Consider the following 15,737-nt stretch of genomic DNA (forward strand, 5'->3'; position numbering starts at 1 on the left):
AGGAGAGGGCATGTCCCCGCGTACGAACGACGACGCGCAGGAGAGGGATCGCGCCGACGCGTCCCCGCCGCATGAGGGCGAGGACATGCCGAAGGAGAGGCCGCAGTCCGGGCGGGCGCGGATGCTGCGGCTCGGAGCGTGTGCCGTCGCCCTCGCCGTCGCGATGACCGCGGGGGCCGTGGCACTGGGGGCCCGGGACGACGGCAGTGAGGTCGATACGGTGGCGTCCGCGCCCGGTGTCGCGCCCGGGCTGCTGGCGAGCGGGAGTCTGAACGCGAGTATCTCCGCGCTCCAGTCGCATCTGAAGGCGCAGCCCAAGGACTTCACCGGATGGGCCACGCTGGGTGTCGCCTACATCGAGCAGGCGCGTACGAACGGCGACCCGTCGCGCTATCCGCAGGCGCAGCGCGCGCTGGATCGGTCGCTGAAGCTGAGCCCCGACAACGACACGGCGCTCGCGGGCCGGGCGGCGCTGGCCGCGGCGCGGCACGACTTCCGCGACGCGCTGCGGTACGCGGAGGAGACGCTGGACCAGAACGCGTACAACGAGCGGGCGTTGTCGACCCGGATCGACGCCCTGGTCGAACTCGGCCGCTACGAAGAGGCATCGAAGGCCGCCGACCAGGCCGACGCCCGCCGCCCCGGCATCCCGGTCTTCACGCGGTACGCCTACGTACGCGAGCTGCGCGGCGACGTACCCACCGCGCGACGCGTCCTGGAGCAGGCGCTGGCCAGTGCCACAGCTCCCGGAGACATCGCGTACGTGGCGACGGCGCTCGGCCAACTCGCCTGGCGCGAGGGCGAGTACGAGACCGCGCTGAAGCACTACGAGCGTGCCCTGCGGGCCGACGGGGTGTACCTGCCGGCGCTGGAGGGCAGGGCCAGGGCGCAGGCGGCGAACGGCGACCGCGCGGCCGCGATCCGAGGCATGGAGGACGTCGTGGCCCGCTATCCGCTGCCCGGACCGCTGGTGGCGCTGGGCGAGCTGTACGAGGCCCGCGCCGGCGAGGGCGACAAGGCCAAGGCCCGCGAGCAGTACGCCCTGGTCAACGCCTGGACCGCGCTGGCCCGCGCGAACGGCGTCAACGCCGACCTCGACACGGCCCTCGCGGCGGCCGACCACGGCGACCGCAAGGCCGCCCTGCGCGCCGCCCGCGCCGAGTGGGAGCGCCGGCACACCGTTCACACCGCGGACGCGCTGGCCTGGGCCCTGCACGTCAACGGCCAGGACGAAGAAGCCCTCCCGTACACGCGTCGCGCCACGGCCACCGGTTACCGCGACGCGGCCTTCCTCTATCACCGCGGCGTGATCGAAGGCGCCACGGGCCACAAGAAGGAAGCCCGCGAGGCCCTGTCGTCGGCGCTGAAGCTCAATCCGGGCTTCTCACCGGTGGGGGCGAGGACTGCCAAGGAGACTTTGACGGCGCTGGGCGGTGCCAAGTGAGCGTCCTCGCCGCACGGGGCTCCCGGCCCCGGCTCACTCTGCGCCTGCGCCGTCGCGTGTTCGCTTCCTGCGCTGCCGTCCTCGTGGCCGCCTGCGCGCTCGTGCTGATCCCCTCCGGGACCGCCTCGGCGCATCCGCTCGGCAACTTCACCGTCAACCGGTACGACGGTCTCGTCGTCGCTGTCGGAAAGCTGCGGGTCGACCATGTCGAGGACCTCGCGGAGATCCCGGCGACGCAGGCCGAGCCGGACATCGACAAGGCCGGTATGGGGAGTTGGGCCCGGGAGAGGTGCGAGACGGCGGCCGGGAAGAGCCGGGTGACCGTGGACGGGCGGAAGGTCGCTCTGAGCGTCGGTGAGAGCCGCGCCCGTGTACGGCCCGGGCAGGCGGGGCTCGACACCCTTCGGGTGGAGTGCCGTTGGACGGCTCCGCTGCCAGAGGGGTCCGAGGCGGCCGAGGGGAGCGTCTCCGTGCGCTTCCGGGCCGCCGTGGACGACGGCCCCGGCTGGCGTGAGGTCACGGCGCGCGGCGACCGTATGACCCTCACCTCCTCGGACGTTCCCGAGAAGTCCGTCTCCCGTGAACTGACCAGCTATCCCGAGGAGTTGCTGTCGTCTCCGTCGGACACCGCCACCGCGTCCCTGCGCGTCCGCCCCGGCGGTCCCGCGCTCGCCGAGGCGGACTCCGACGCGCCCGCCTCCTCCGTACTGCCGCGCGGCGCCGACCGCTGGACCCGCGCTCTGGACAACCTGGTGGCCCGCCACGACCTGACGCTCGGTTTCGCCGCGCTCGCACTGGCCATCGCCGTGCTGCTCGGCGCCCTGCACGCACTCGCCCCGGGCCACGGCAAGACGATCATGGCCGCTACCGCCGCGGCCCGCGGGCATGCCACCCTCCGCGACGTCATGCCACTCGCGGCCTCGGTGACCGTCACCCACACCCTCGGCGTGGTCGCCCTGGGTCTCCTGGTCACCGCTGGTTCGGCCGCCGCGCCCTCCGTGATCGCCTGGCTGGGCGTGACGAGCGGCATCGTCGTGACGCTGGCCGGCGCGACTCTCGTACGGAGGGCTTGGCGCCAGCGCGGACACGGGCACAGCCACGGACATGGCCACGGCCACGGCCACTCCCATGGGCCCGGACACAGCCATGGGCCCACGCACTCGCACGACCACGGCGACGATCACGAACACGGGGATGACCACCATCACGGGGACGATCACGAACACGGTGAGAAGCAAGGGCACGACCACGGCGCTCCCCACAGCCATGACCACGGACATGACCACCCGCACCCCCATCCCCACCCCCACACTCATCCGCACGCTCACCCCCATCCCCACACCCACGCGCCCTCCCTCAAGCTCAAGGACACCCTCCTCCTCGGCTTCGCCGGAGGACTCGTCCCCAGTCCCTCCGCCGTCGTCGTGCTCGTCGGCGCCGCCGCGCTCGGCAAGGCCTGGTTCGGGCTGCTGCTCGTGCTGGCGTACGGAGTGGGGCTCGCGCTCACCCTCACGGCGGCCGGGTTCGCCGTGGTCAAGGTCGGCAGCCGGGTGGCCAAGGCGATCGAGAACGGCGCCCGGTGGTCGGGCGGCCGGACCGCGGCGCTGCTCCGGCGGGCGACCCCGCTCGGATCGGCGTTCGTGGTGGTGGCTCTTGGGGCTGGATTGGTGTTCAGGGGGGCGGCAACCGCGCTCGGTTGAGCTACTTTTGTTCAGAATCGTGCGCATGCGAATGGGGGGCGCCACGTGTCCGAAGAGCCGGGCAATGAACGTGTGATCGCGGGGCGCTACCGTCTCCTCTCACCGCTGGGTGAGGGCGGGATGGGGACGGTGTGGCGTGCCCGCGACGAGGTGCTGCACCGTGAGGTCGCCGTCAAGGAGGTGCGTGCCCCGGCCGGGCTGCCGACTCCGGACGTCGAGCGGTTGTACGCCCGGCTGGAGCGCGAGGCGTGGGCCGCGGCCCGCGTCGCGAACCGCAACGTGGTGACGGTCTACGACGTCGCGATGGAGGGCGGCCGGCCCTGGATCGTGATGGAGCTGGTCCGCGGTCTCTCGCTCTCCGATCTCCTGGACGCCGAGGGCCCGTTGTCCCCGCAGCGCACCGCCCACATCGGCGCGGAGGTGCTCGCGGCGCTGCGGGCCGCGCACGAGGCGGGGGTCCTGCACCGCGACGTCAAGCCAGGCAACGTGCTGATGTCGAACGACGGCCGCGTCGTCCTCACCGACTTCGGCATCGCCATGGTCGAGGGCAGCTCGGCGCTCACCATGACCGGCGAGGTCATCGGTTCGCCCGAATTCCTCGCGCCGGAAAGAGCGTTGGGGCGTACGCCGGGCCCCGAGTCCGACCTGTGGTCGCTCGGCGTGCTGCTGTACGCCTCGGTCGAGGGCAACTCGCCGTTCCGCCAGAGCACCCCGCTCAGCACCCTGCGCGCGGTCGTGGACGAGGAACTGCCGCCGCCGCGCCGCGCGGGCCCGCTGGCCCCGGTCATCGAGGGCCTGCTGCGCAAGGACCCGGCGGAACGCCTGTCGGCCGACGTCGCCGAAGAGGATCTCCGTGTCGTCGCGGCGGGCGGCACGCCCCGTACGGGCGCTCCCGCCTACACGCCGACCGTCGCCGCACTCCCCCAGCCGGCCCCGACCCCACCGCCTCCTACAACCACACCCACGCCTTACACCCCACGGCAGACCCCGGCCGCGACAACGACCACCACGGAACCCGACCACCCCCGGCGCGCCACGATCGTCGTGATCGCGGGCCTCGCCGCCCTCGCGTTCGCGCTCGCGGGACTGACGTACGCCCTGGTCAACCGTGATGACGGAGGCGACGGAGGCAACACCGGCAGCTCCGAAGGCGGAACGAGCAACAACGGCGGTGCGGCGGGCGGCAATGACAACGGCGGAGGCAACGGGGGCGGCACCGACGGCGGCTCGACCACCGGTGGCGGCCAGACGACCACTCCGCCCGCCCAGTCCGTGAAGGTGACGGTCGCGGGCTCGAACACCGACTACACGGGCGCCTGTCCGCCGCCCGACGCGGAGGCTCCCACCTTCACGGCGACGTTCACCGTGGGCCGCGTACCGACGGAGGTCTCGTACCGCTGGGTGACGCAGACCGGTGAGGTGTCCGACCCGGGCTGGAAGACCCTCTCGTTCCCCGCGGGCGGCGGGAAGACCAAGCAGAACACGGTCATCGTGACGACGTACGAGGCGTCGGGGACGTACCGGAACGAGATCGGCGTGGAGGTCCGCGGCCCGGAGCAGGCGACATCGAACTCGGTGCCTTTCTCGGTGACATGCGAAACGGAGACCCCGACGGACGAGGCCTCCGCTTCCACGTCGCCCTAGGCGATGGCAACGATGGCGCCGAACGGCGCGATCAGGACGTGCCGTTGAGGACGGGCAGATAGCCGCCGGACTGGCCGGCCGCGGTCGGGTGGTAGGACTCGCCGATGTTCAGCAGATTGACGCTGTGCAGCCAGGGGCTGCCGGAGCAGATCTCGTGGCCGGTGAAGGTGGTCCGTACGTCGCCGAAGGTGAAGCCGTGGTCGGCGGCACGCTTGGCGATCGCGCTGTCCAGGTAGTCGGCGGCGTTGTTGATGGCGGACCGCTTCGTCTGGGAGAGGCCGCCCAGGCAGCCGCCGCCCAGCTGGTAGAAGCGGGGGTAGCCCAGGACGACCACCTGGGCCGCCGGGGCCTTCGCGCTGATCGCCGAGTAGACCGAGTCGAGCCTGCCGGGCAGCGTCGAGTCGACGTACGCCTTCGCCGTGTTGATGCGGGCGAGGCAGGCGCTCTCGGACTGGAGCACGCAGGTCGTCATGACGTCAGCGAATCCCGCGTCGTTGCCGCCGACGGTGATGCTGACGAGCCCGGTGCCGACGCCGAGCGGTGCCAGTTGGTTCGCCAGAACATCACCCGTACGAGCGCCCGAGCAAGCCGTGAAGTGGAACGTCGAGGGTGAATGGGCGGCGGCCCAGAGGGCCGGATACGCCTTCGTGCTGCGCTTGCAGTCGCCACTGGAGGCGAGGTAGCCGCCCGCGCCGACACCGGACGAGTAGGAGTCGCCGAGGGCCACATAGCCGGTGGCGGCGGGTTGTTGGGATGCCTGGGCCGCTGTCGCCCCGGTGAGGGCGAAGGCGGCCGAGAGGAGGAGCGAGGTCACGTATGCCGTAAGTCGGGAACGTCTCATGGAACCTCCCTTTAGCAGGATCTCTGCCTCAACTTTCGTAGCACCGTCCCCAGTTGACAGGAAGTGTCCATGCCAAGACCTTTCCGGACTTAGCGCGATCTCCCCGCCGCGTTCACAGCGCGTTCCATTACGTGTACATGACGGCGCCATGACAAAGCGTCAACTCCCTTGAGCTGCGCCCGCAGATCGATCACGCTGCTGTACTAGCCGGTAGCGGAACGCGACGCTCCTGGTCGTGCACGCGATCACGCGCGCATCCCCCACACAGTCGTGCGCCCCACCCTGGCGCGCGCTGCCTATGAGGAGGACTCCCTCGTAATGGCACAACTGCGTAGCAAGAAGATCCGGATCGCCGCGATAACCTCCGTGGCGACCGCCGCCCTGCTCGGCGCCGTCACCGCTCTTCCCGCCCAGGCCGCACCGGCCGAGGGCCGGGTCCTCGCGGCGGACTCCCCCACCGCCGTCAAGGACAGTTACATCGTCACGCTCAAGAAGGGCGCGGGCTTCAAGGCGTCTTCGGCCAAGGGCAAGGGCCTGGTCAACGAGTACGGCGGCACGGTGAAGAAGACGTTCGGCGCCGCGCTGAACGGCTACACGGCGAACCTCTCCGCGACCGAGGCCAAGAGACTCGCCGCCGACCCGGCGGTGGCCACGGTCGAGCAGAACCAGACGGTCCAGCTGACCGACACCACGCAGTCCAACGCCCCCTGGGGCCTGGACCGCGTCGACCAGACGGCACTGCCGCTCTCCGGCACGTACACCTACCCGGACTCGGCGGGCACCGGCGTGACCGCGTACGTCATCGACACCGGCGTCCGCATCACGCACTCCGACATCAGCGGCCGGGCAACGTACGGGTACGACGCCGTGGACGGCGACACCACCGCGTCGGACGGCAACGGTCACGGCACCCATGTGGCCACCACCATCGCGGGCTCGACCTACGGCGTCGCCAAGAAGGCGAAAATCGTGGCGGTCCGCGTGCTCAACAACAGCGGCTCCGGCACCACCGCGGGCGTCATCGCGGGCATCGACTGGGTGACCCAGAACCACTCGGGCCCCTCGGTCGCCAACATGTCGCTCGGCGGCGGCGCCTCCGCGACACTGGACACCGCGGTGGCCAACTCCATCGCGAGCGGCGTGACCTACGCGGTCGCGGCGGGCAACAGCAGCGCCAACGCCTCCTCGACCTCCCCCGCACGGGTCGGCGCGGCGATCACGGTCGGCGCCACCACCAACACGGACGCCAAGGCCAGCTACTCCAACTTCGGCTCCGTGCTGGACATCTTCGCCCCGGGCTCGTCGATCACGGCGGGCTGGTACACCAGCGACACCGCGACGAACACCATCTCCGGAACGTCGATGGCCACGCCGCACGTCGCGGGCGCGGCCGCCGTCTACCTCGCGGGCCACACCTCGTCCACCCCGGCCCAGGTCGCCACGGCCCTCGTGAACGGCGCCGTCACCGGCGCGGTCACCAGCCCGGGCTCCGGTTCGCCGAACCGGCTCCTGAAGATCGTCCCGTAAGACGAGGTTCCCCGCGCCCCACCGGGGCGCGGGGAACTGCGCGACCAGCCACACCGAACCCGCAGCGAACAACGACGCCTTCCGCATCTTGACTGCCCCTGGAGGGTTGCGCGACATTGAAGCCCGGCATCCGGCGCTTCGGGGGGCAAAGTCGCCAATGCAGACCTTAGGTACCAAGCCATCTTCATCAGACCCATCCTCACCCGGCGGTGACGGGCGGTCGCGGCAGGATCCGGAGAGGGACCTGCTGCCGCTGCTCGCGGGCGCCGCCGCGGCGATCGCGGGGGTCGGCGCGGTGCTCGCGCTCGCCGACCTGGACTCACCCCTGCGCGCCCCGTTCACGCTCTTCTTCCTGCTGGCCGCACCCTCGGCCGCGGTCGCGACCGCATTGCGCGGACTGGAACCGTTCGGCCGGACCGTGGCGTCTCTAGCAGCAGCGGTAGCGGTCAACTTCCTGGTCGCCCAGGGCATGCTCGCTGTGCACCGGTGGTCGGTCCGGGGAGGAATAGCGGCCGTGGCCGCACTGAGCACCCTCATTCTCCTGCTGGTCCTGGTACGGCGCTTGCGTGGCCGTACGGTGAGAAGACGGGCTTCCTGACGTGGACATCAGCGTGTACCGCCCCGGCGAACTGACTTCCGCCGACCGGGCGGCGTGGACGGCTCTGCAGTCCAAGGCGCACCTGCACGGCTCGTCCGAGCTCGCGAACCCTTTCCTGTCACCGGAGTTCACGCTCGCGGTGGGGCGCTGCCGGCGCGGGGTGCGCATAGCCGTCGTCCGGGAGGGCGGCGAACCCGCGGCCTTCTTCCCGTTCCAGAGAACCACCACCGGCGTCGGCCGGGCCATCGGCCTCGGCGTCTCGGACTGCCAGGGCGTCGTCCACCGGCCCGGCTTCACCTGGGACGCGCGGGAACTGCTGCGGGCCTGCGGGCTCTCGGTGTGGGAGTTCGACCACCTGGCGGAAGGCCAGGCGCCGTTCGAGGCGGGAGCCTCCGGCGCCTTCCCGTCCCCGGTCATGGACGTCGACCAGGGCTACGAGGCGTACCTGCGCCAACTGCGCGCCCAGTCACCGAAGTTCACGAAGACGACGCTCGCCAAGGGACGCAAGCTCGGCCGCGACCACGGGGAGGTGCGCTATGTGCACGACGAGCGCGACCCCGGGGCGCTGCGCACGCTGATGGCGTGGAAGTCGGCGCAGTACCGCAGGACCGGGCGCAGCGACCGTTTCGCGCAGGCCTGGATCACCCAGCTCGTACATCAGCTCTTCCACAGCCGTTCCGAGTCATTCGCCGGGATCCTGTCGGTGCTCTACGTGGGCGACAAGCCGATCGCCGCGCACTTCGGGCTGCGTTCCGACCGCGTCCTGGCGTGCTGGTTTCCCGCGTACGACCCGCAGTTCTCGAAGTACTCCCCCGGACTTGTCCTGCATTTGCGCATGGCCGAGGCGGCCGCCGCCGACGGCATCGCCTACCTGGATCTGGGCCGGGGCCAGAAGGAATACAAGGACTCCCTCAAGACACGTGAACTCGCCGTGTCCGAAGGGTGGGTTACGCGCCGCCATCCAGTGGCACTCGGGCACCGGGCGCGACGCGCCCCTGTCCGGGCCCTGCGCAACGCGGTGCTTGCGCGGCCGGAGTTGTTCGAGCCGGCCGACAAAATGCTCAAACGGATGGGCAAAATCCGTTCGGGTAGTCAGGTAACGACCAAAACAACGGAAACGTGAGGTCTCGTTCCAGGTCTTGCCATAGGGACTCAACCATCAATACCGTCGTACATCCACCCGCATCGGTCCATCACCGCATATGCGATCTAGGGGAGGGCTCAAGATCGCGACGATGGGCCCGGCGCGGGGCGCGGTAGGGGGGTGCCGTGCTCGGTGACCGCACTTGTGCCGAGTCGTGCCGCGCGACCGACCTTGCCAGTCGGCCAGCTTTGCCAACTCACCCGGCATGTACGGAGATCCATTTCCGCATGCCGTAAGTGATAACCCCCCTTTCGAACCGGACAAAGAGCCGGACTGCCCAGGGGCGGGCGGTCCACCGGACGAGAGGGACCAGACTCATGAGCTCAGTCCTGCGCCCAGCTGTTTCGGGCCAAGATCCGTCATCAATAGCCAGCAAGTACCGACCCATCTCCTCTCACCTGGCCATAGCGCCTCCGGTGAGCGTCGTGATTCCCGCCATGAATGAGGCGGAGAATCTCCCGTACGTCTTCAAGACCCTTCCCCAGTGGATTCACGAAGTGGTTCTCGTCGACGGCAATTCCACCGACAACACCGTCCAGGTGGCCCGCGAGCTGTGGCCCGACGTCAAGGTCGTCGAGCAGCTCGGCAAGGGCAAGGGCGACGCCCTGATCACCGGGTTCGCGGCCTGCACCGGCGACATCATCGTGATGGTCGACGCGGACGGTTCGGCCGACGGCAACGAGATCGTTTCGTACGTCTCCGCGCTGGTCTCCGGCGCGGACTTCGCGAAGGGCTCGCGGTTCGCCAACGGCGGCGGCACGGACGACATGACGCCGATCCGCAAGCTGGGCAACTGGGCACTGTGCACGATCGTCAACCGGAAGTTCGGCGCCCGCTACACCGACCTCTGCTATGGCTACAACGCGTTCTGGCGGCACTGCCTCGACGAGATCGACCTCGACTGCACCGGGTTCGAGGTGGAGACGCTGATGAACATCAGGGTGGTCAAGGCGGGGTTGAAGGTCCAGGAGATCCCGAGCCACGAGTATCTGCGGATCCACGGCGCGAGCAATCTGCGGGCCGTAAGAGACGGGCTGCGCGTGCTCAAGGTGATCCTCAGGGAGCGCTCCAACCGGCGGTCGCTGCGCCGCCGGCACGCCATGGAGCTCAACTCCGCCCGAGGAGAGGTGTCTTGAGAACCCCGGACATCTCCGTGGTGGTCTGCGTCTACACCGAGGACCGCTGGGAGGACATTCTCGCGGCGGTCGCCTCGGTGCGGACGCAGTCCCGGCCGGCCCTGGAGACACTCCTGGTCGTGGACCACAACCAGGCGCTCCTGGACCGGCTCACGAAGGAGTACAAGGAGACCGAAGGGGTGCGGGTGCTCGCCAACGCGGGCCCCCGCGGCCTCTCCGCGGGCCGCAACACCGGCATCGCCGCCTCGTACGGTGACGTCATCGCCTTCCTCGACGACGACGCGGTGGCCGAGCGCGACTGGCTGCTCCACTTCGCCGAGGGGTACGAGGATCCGCGGGTCATGGCCGTCGGCGGCCGTACGGTGCCGATCTGGGCGTCGGGGCGCCGACCGGCCTGGTTTCCCGAAGAGTTCGACTGGGTCGTGGGCTGCACGTACAAGGGTCTGCCGTCCGGTCGCGTCCAGGTCCGCAACGTACTCGGCGGCAACGCCTCGTTCCGGCGCACGGCCTTCGACGCGGCGGGCGGCTTCGCGACCGGCATCGGCCGCGACGGCGACAAGCGGCCGCTGGGCTGCGAGGAGACGGAGCTGTGCATCCGCCTCACCCGCGCCAGACCGGACGCGATCCTGCTGATCGACGACCGCGCGGTGATCCACCACCGGGTGCCCGAGGCGCGCGAGCACTTCGGGTACTTCCGCACGCGTACGTACGCCGAGGGTCTGTCGAAGGCCCTGGTGGCGCGAAGTGTCGGCGCCGGCAAGGGCCTTGAGTCCGAGCGCCGCTACACCACGCGCGTGCTGCCCGCCGGAGTGGCGCGCGGGCTGCGCGACGCGCTGCTCGCCCGCCCGGGCGGCGCGGGCCGGGCGGGCGCCATCGTCAGCGGAGTGGTGACGGCGGCCGGGGGGTACGTTCTCGGGAGCGTCCGAGCACGCAAGGGTGGGACCGAGTTCTCGGTGGTCCCGATCGCCCGGATCGAGGGGGCCGAACGATGAGCGACCAGCGCGTGCCGATTCTCATGTACCACTCGGTCGCCACGGCGCCCAACGACGCGACCCGAGCGCTGTCGGTGGCCCCCGAGGCGTTCACCGAACAGATGACACTGCTGAGCGACTTGGGGTTCACGCCGGTCAGCACCGCCGAGCTGGCGAGGTGCTGGCGATCATCGGGGCCACTCCCCCGGCGTCCCATGCTGATCACCTTCGACGACGGCTACGAGGGCGTGCACCGGCACGCGCTGCCCGTGCTCACCAAGCACGGCTTCCCGGCCACGCTGTTCGTGTCGACCGGCTGGCTGCGCGGCGCGTACGACACCGGCGGTGCCCTGGACGAGATGCTCGACTGGGACCAGGTGCGCGAACTGGCGGACGCGGACGTCGAGATCGGCGGGCACAGCCATACGCATCCGCAGCTGGACCAGCTGGCCGACGACGCGCTGTCGTTCGAGTTGCTGCGGTGCAGGGAAGTGATCGCCGACGAACTGGGCACCCGTCCCGTGTCGTTCGCGTACCCGTACGGCTACTCCAGCCGCCGGGTGCGCCGGGCGGTGCGCGAGGCGGGGTTCGGACAGTCGCTCGCCGTCGGCAACGGTCTCGCGCGGCGCCGCCAGGGGCCGTACGCGTTGCAGCGGGTCACCGTGCGCCGCGCCACCGGAATCGAGGAGTTCGAGCGGCTCGTCGAGGGCCGCGCGATCGCCCGTATCTTCGCCAGGGACCGTGTCCTCACCAAGGGGAACGCCATGGTCCGCAGAGCACGACAGGTTCGCCGGAAGGCCATCCGTTCCCGTGTCTGACACGACCACCGCGGCCCAGGCCGACACGCCCGCGCCCGAGGCACCCGAGCGGTCCGGGCGCCGCCTCCGCCTGCCCGGCCTCGGCAGGTCGTCCGGCGGCAGCCCGCTGTTCCGGAATGCCTATGCCCTGATGCTCAACACGGGGATCTCGGCCGTGCTCGGGCTCGGCTTCTGGCTGGCCGCGGCCCGCTACTACTCCGAGTCGGCGGTCGGCCAGGGCTCGGCGGCGATCGCCGCGATGAAGCTCCTCGCGGGGCTCACCGCGGTGACGCTGACGGGCGCCCTCGCGCGCTTCATCCCGATCGCGGGGCGCCACACGGGCCGTCTGATCTTCCGTACGTACGCGGGCAGTTCGCTGGTCGTGGCGGTGGCCGCGGGCGTCTTCCTGCTCACGCTGGACCTCTGGGGTCCCTCGTACCGCTTCCTGCACGGTCCGCTCAACGGCCTCGGATTCATCCTGGCCGTGGTCGCCTGGTCGGTGCTGACGCTGCAGGACGGGGTGCTGACCGGCCTGCGGAGCGCGCTGTGGGTGCCGGTCGGCAACACCGTGTTCTCGGCGGTGAAGCTGGTGCTGCTCGTCGCGTTCGCCGCGGCGATCCCGACCACGGGTGTCTTCGTGTCGTGGGTCGCGGCCATCGCGGTGTCCGTGCTGCCGCTGGGCTGGCTGGTGTTCCGGCGTCTGGTGCCCCGGCATGTGAAGGCGACCGAGGATCACGCCGAGCCGCCGACGATGAGGGAGATCGGCCGGTTCCTGGCGGGCGACTACACCGGCTCGCTGTTCTCGCTCGCCGTGGTGTACCTGGTCCCGGTGATCGTCGCGGCGCAGGTCAGTTCCGCCGACAACGCGTACTTCTACATCGCGATCACCATCGGCGGCACCGTCAACCTGCTCGCCATCAACATGGGCGCCTCGCTCACCGTCGAGGGCTCGCACGACCCGGCGCGGCTGGCCGCGAACACCCGGGCCGCGCTGCTCCGGATGGCGCGGATCATGCTGCCGGTGGGCGCGCTGCTGTTCTTCGGGGCGCCGTTCGTCCTGGGTGTGTTCGGCCAGGGGTACGCCGACGCGGCGACCCCGCTGCTGCGCTGGTTCGCGGTCGGCGGGGTGCTGCGGGTCGTGATGGAGACGTACTTCGCGGTGCTGCGCGCGCAGAGCCGGACCGCCGGACTCGCTTGGCTGCAGGGCCTGTTGTGTGTGCTGGTGCTCGGTCTCACGGTGATCCTGCTGCCCCGCATGGGCCTGGCGGGCGCGGGTGTCGCGGAGGTCTGCAGCCTCGCGGTGATCGTGGCGGTCTCGGCTCCCAAGCTGTACCGGATCGTCAGGACCGCGCCGGCCGACGCCGTGCCCGAGCAGGCGGCGCCCGACGGGGACCTGGCGGATCTGGGTCCCCGCGAGGTGTCCGCGGCCAAGGCGGGCGAAGCGCGGCGCGGCCCGGCCTGGGCGCGGCAGCTCGACTCGGACACGCTGGCGCTCGGCGTCCATCTCGACTTCGACCACATGGAGCGGCGGCCCGACGTACGGCCCGGTCCTGGGACACCGCCCACCGGGACGCCGGCGGTCAAGTGGCCGGAGCCCCCGCCGGGCGACCAGCCCGAGCACGGCCCGGGCGACGGACCCGACCACCGGCCGACCTGGGCGCTCAGGGCGCCCCTCCAACTGCCCGCCCCACGGGTGGAGGTGGGCCTGCCCGTGGAGGAACGGGAGCCTGGCTCGGAGACCTCCCTCGGACCGGCCTCCGAGTCCGAGCGGGGCGCGGCCGGTCCCGTACACGAAGGGGGCGCTACGGGGCCCGTACGTGAGCCGGGTGCGCAGCCCGGACCAACCGGCCCGCCCGGCCCGCCCGGCCCGCCGATGTCCGTGTGGGAGCGGCTGCGGCCGACCCGGACCGGTGTGGTGCTCGGCTGTCTGCTGGCGGCGGCGCTCGTTCTGTACTGGGTGCCCGCGTCCGGTCTCGGCGAGACCGATCTCGACCGGATGGGCGGGCTCGGACTGATCTCCGTGCTGCCCATGCCGACGCTGGCCGGGGCCGCGCTGCTGGTCACGGTGTTCGCCTCGCTGCTCTGGCGCGGCCGCGAGCACACGGGCCTGCTCATGGTCACGCTGCTGGCCACCGTGGTGTCGCTGCACGCGCTGCCCGCGGTGATCGAGACCGAACCGCGGTTCGCGACGGCATGGCAGCATCTCGGGTTCCTCGACTACATCGACCGGACCGGGTCCGCCGTGCCCGACCTGGACGCGCGCTGGAGCTGGCCGGGCTTCTTCGCGGCGGCCGCCTTCGTGGCGAAGGCCTGCGGGGTCAACGACCTCACCGAGGTCATCCGCTGGTGGCCGCTGACCATGCAGCTCCTCTATCTGGCACCGCTGTTCCTGCTCGTGCGCCATATGCGGGCGAGCTGGCGGGCCAAGTGGACCGGCATCTGGATCTTCGTGCTCAGCGGCTGGGTCGGCCAGGACTACTTCTCGCCGCAGGGCTTCACGTACCTCCTCTATCTCGTCTTCGTGGCGATCCTGCTCGTGTGGTTCCGGGCGCCGCGCGTGCTGTGGACCAAGCGGCGGCCCGGCGAGCTGGAGGTCGAGCCGACCGACCGGCGTCAGCGGGCCGTCCTGCTCATGGTCGTCATCGGGCTGTTCATGGCGACCGTCCCGGCCCACCAGCTCACGCCCTTCGTGATGCTGGGCGTCCTCACGGTCCTTGTTCTGGTCGGCCGCTCCGAACTGCGCGGGCTGCCCATCCTGTTCGGCGTCATGGTCGCCGTCTGGGTGGGCTTCCTCGCCGAGCCCTACTGGTCGGGGCACTTCGACGAACTGTTCGGCGGGGTCGGCGGCGTGGGCGGCAACGTGTCGTCGTCGGTCTCCGGCCGTATCGAGGGCGGCAGTTCGACCCACAAACTCGTCCTCTACGCGCGCGTGGCGCTCGCCGGCGGCGTGATGGCTCTGGCCTGCTGGGGCTGGTGGCGACGGCGCGACTACAAATACCGCGAACGGTCGCTGCTCGTCCTCACCTTCGTCCCGTTCCTGGGCTTCGGCATGCAGTCGTACGGCGGCGAAATGGCGCTGCGCGTCTTCATGTTCGCCCTGCCCGGCGCGGCGCTGCTCGCCGGACTCGCGCTCTTCCCGCGCACCGGCGTCACCGCGAAGGAACGCGACCGCGACCGGCTGAGCCTCGCCCCGCTCGCCGCCCTGATGGCGGGCCTCGTCCTGATGGGCGGCTTCCTGGTGGCCCGCTGGGGCAACGAGCCGTTCGAGCGGATCCGGCCGGGTGAGGTCGCGGCCATGGAGTACGTGTACGCGCACGACAAGCCGACCGCACGGCTGCTGTGGCTGAGCGACGACACGGTGAACACCGTGACGCCCTCGATCCCTTGGGGCGCCCGGGACATGGAGAGGGTGGAGTACGTGCCGACGCTCGCGCCGACCGACCCCGTCCTGGTCTCGGGCCTGGTCAAGTCGCTCAAGGACGCGGGCCCGAACTCGTACCTCATGATCAACCGTGGTCAGGTGACCTATCTCCAGATGGACGTGGGCTACTCGAAGACCTGGGAGGACCGGCTCCTGCGCAACCTCGACGACCGGAAGGAACTGAAGAGGGTCTTCGTCAACGATGACGCCACCGTCTACGCGCTGGCCGAACAGCCCGAGGGCAAGGCCGCGCAGGCCGATCCCGGACCGATCGGGCCCCAGGTGACCTGGACTCCGTGGTCGGTCGTCGGGGGGTTCGCGGCGATCGCGCTGATCGTGCTGCTCACGACGCGCGAGGTGGTGCGGGTGGCCGTCCGGCCGGGCGTGCGGCAACTGCGGTGGCTGCAGAGCAGTTTCTGGTTCTCGTTGCCGTTGCTGGCGGTGTTGCTGGCTTCGTTGGTGCAGCGGTTCCTGACGATGGCCTGAGGGATGGTCCTGGTCCGACGGTGAAGTG

Annotated in this window: 11 protein-coding genes; 10 read left to right on the forward strand and 1 reads right to left on the reverse strand. The window is 70.8% G+C overall.

Annotated features, from left to right (window positions below; genetic code table 11):
- Positions 1–10 precede the first annotated feature (10 nt).
- From ACTWQR_RS15815 to ACTWQR_RS15825, 3 genes are read left to right on the forward strand one after another with little or no spacing between them, the layout of a single operon-like run.
- Positions 11–1,444: a tetratricopeptide repeat protein gene (locus ACTWQR_RS15815; protein WP_443227686.1), complete on the forward strand. Its 1,434-nt coding sequence runs from the start codon at positions 11–13 to the stop codon at positions 1,442–1,444.
- On the forward strand, positions 1,441–3,144 hold the full coding sequence (locus ACTWQR_RS15820; RefSeq protein ID WP_443227687.1) for an urease accessory protein UreH domain-containing protein: 1,704 nt from the start codon (positions 1,441–1,443) through the stop codon (positions 3,142–3,144). Before ACTWQR_RS15815 ends, ACTWQR_RS15820 begins: the two co-directional genes overlap by 4 nt.
- 45 nt (positions 3,145–3,189) lie before the next feature.
- Positions 3,190–4,788 (forward strand): serine/threonine-protein kinase, encoded by a 1,599-nt coding sequence (locus ACTWQR_RS15825; RefSeq protein WP_443227688.1) that lies wholly within the window; start codon positions 3,190–3,192, stop codon positions 4,786–4,788.
- A 31-nt stretch (positions 4,789–4,819) separates the two neighbouring features.
- On the opposite strand, the gene ACTWQR_RS15830 is transcribed toward ACTWQR_RS15825, so the two are convergent.
- Positions 4,820–5,629: an SGNH/GDSL hydrolase family protein gene (locus tag ACTWQR_RS15830; RefSeq protein WP_443227689.1), complete on the reverse strand. Its 810-nt coding sequence runs from the start codon at positions 5,627–5,629 to the stop codon at positions 4,820–4,822.
- Between the two features lie 318 nt (positions 5,630–5,947).
- On the opposite strand from ACTWQR_RS15830, the gene ACTWQR_RS15835 reads away from it, so the two are divergent.
- The 7 genes from ACTWQR_RS15835 to ACTWQR_RS15865 all read left to right on the forward strand — a co-directional run bounded on the left by ACTWQR_RS15835 (position 5,948) and on the right by ACTWQR_RS15865 (position 15,709).
- Positions 5,948–7,156 (forward strand): S8 family peptidase, encoded by a 1,209-nt coding sequence (locus ACTWQR_RS15835; RefSeq protein ID WP_443227690.1) that lies wholly within the window; start codon positions 5,948–5,950, stop codon positions 7,154–7,156.
- 157 nt (positions 7,157–7,313) lie between these two features.
- Entirely contained in the window at positions 7,314–7,754 is a 441-nt protein-coding gene (locus ACTWQR_RS15840) for a hypothetical protein (protein ID WP_443227691.1), read from the forward strand.
- Between the two features lies 1 nt (position 7,755).
- Positions 7,756–8,877 (forward strand): GNAT family N-acetyltransferase, encoded by a 1,122-nt coding sequence (locus ACTWQR_RS15845; protein ID WP_443227692.1) that lies wholly within the window; start codon positions 7,756–7,758, stop codon positions 8,875–8,877.
- 338 nt (positions 8,878–9,215) lie between these two features.
- Complete coding sequence (locus tag ACTWQR_RS15850) at positions 9,216–10,034, forward strand: glycosyltransferase family 2 protein (protein ID WP_443227693.1); 819 nt, start codon at positions 9,216–9,218, stop codon at positions 10,032–10,034.
- The gene (locus ACTWQR_RS15855) at positions 10,031–11,026 is read left to right on the forward strand and encodes a glycosyltransferase family 2 protein (protein ID WP_443227694.1); all 996 of its coding nucleotides are present in this window, start codon (positions 10,031–10,033) and stop codon (positions 11,024–11,026) included. The genes ACTWQR_RS15850 and ACTWQR_RS15855 overlap by 4 nt, the downstream gene beginning before the upstream one ends.
- Positions 11,023–11,823: a polysaccharide deacetylase family protein gene (locus ACTWQR_RS15860; protein ID WP_443227695.1), complete on the forward strand. Its 801-nt coding sequence runs from the start codon at positions 11,023–11,025 to the stop codon at positions 11,821–11,823. Before ACTWQR_RS15855 ends, ACTWQR_RS15860 begins: the two co-directional genes overlap by 4 nt.
- Positions 11,816–15,709 carry a lipopolysaccharide biosynthesis protein gene (locus ACTWQR_RS15865; RefSeq protein ID WP_443227696.1) on the forward strand — a complete coding sequence of 1,298 codons (3,894 nt, stop codon included), beginning with the start codon at positions 11,816–11,818 and terminating at the stop codon, positions 15,707–15,709. The genes ACTWQR_RS15860 and ACTWQR_RS15865 overlap by 8 nt, the downstream gene beginning before the upstream one ends.
- Positions 15,710–15,737 lie beyond the last annotated feature (28 nt).

Source organism: Streptomyces sp. 2A115 (assembly GCF_052245575.1).
In the GTDB taxonomy this organism is placed as follows: domain Bacteria; phylum Actinomycetota; class Actinomycetes; order Streptomycetales; family Streptomycetaceae; genus Streptomyces.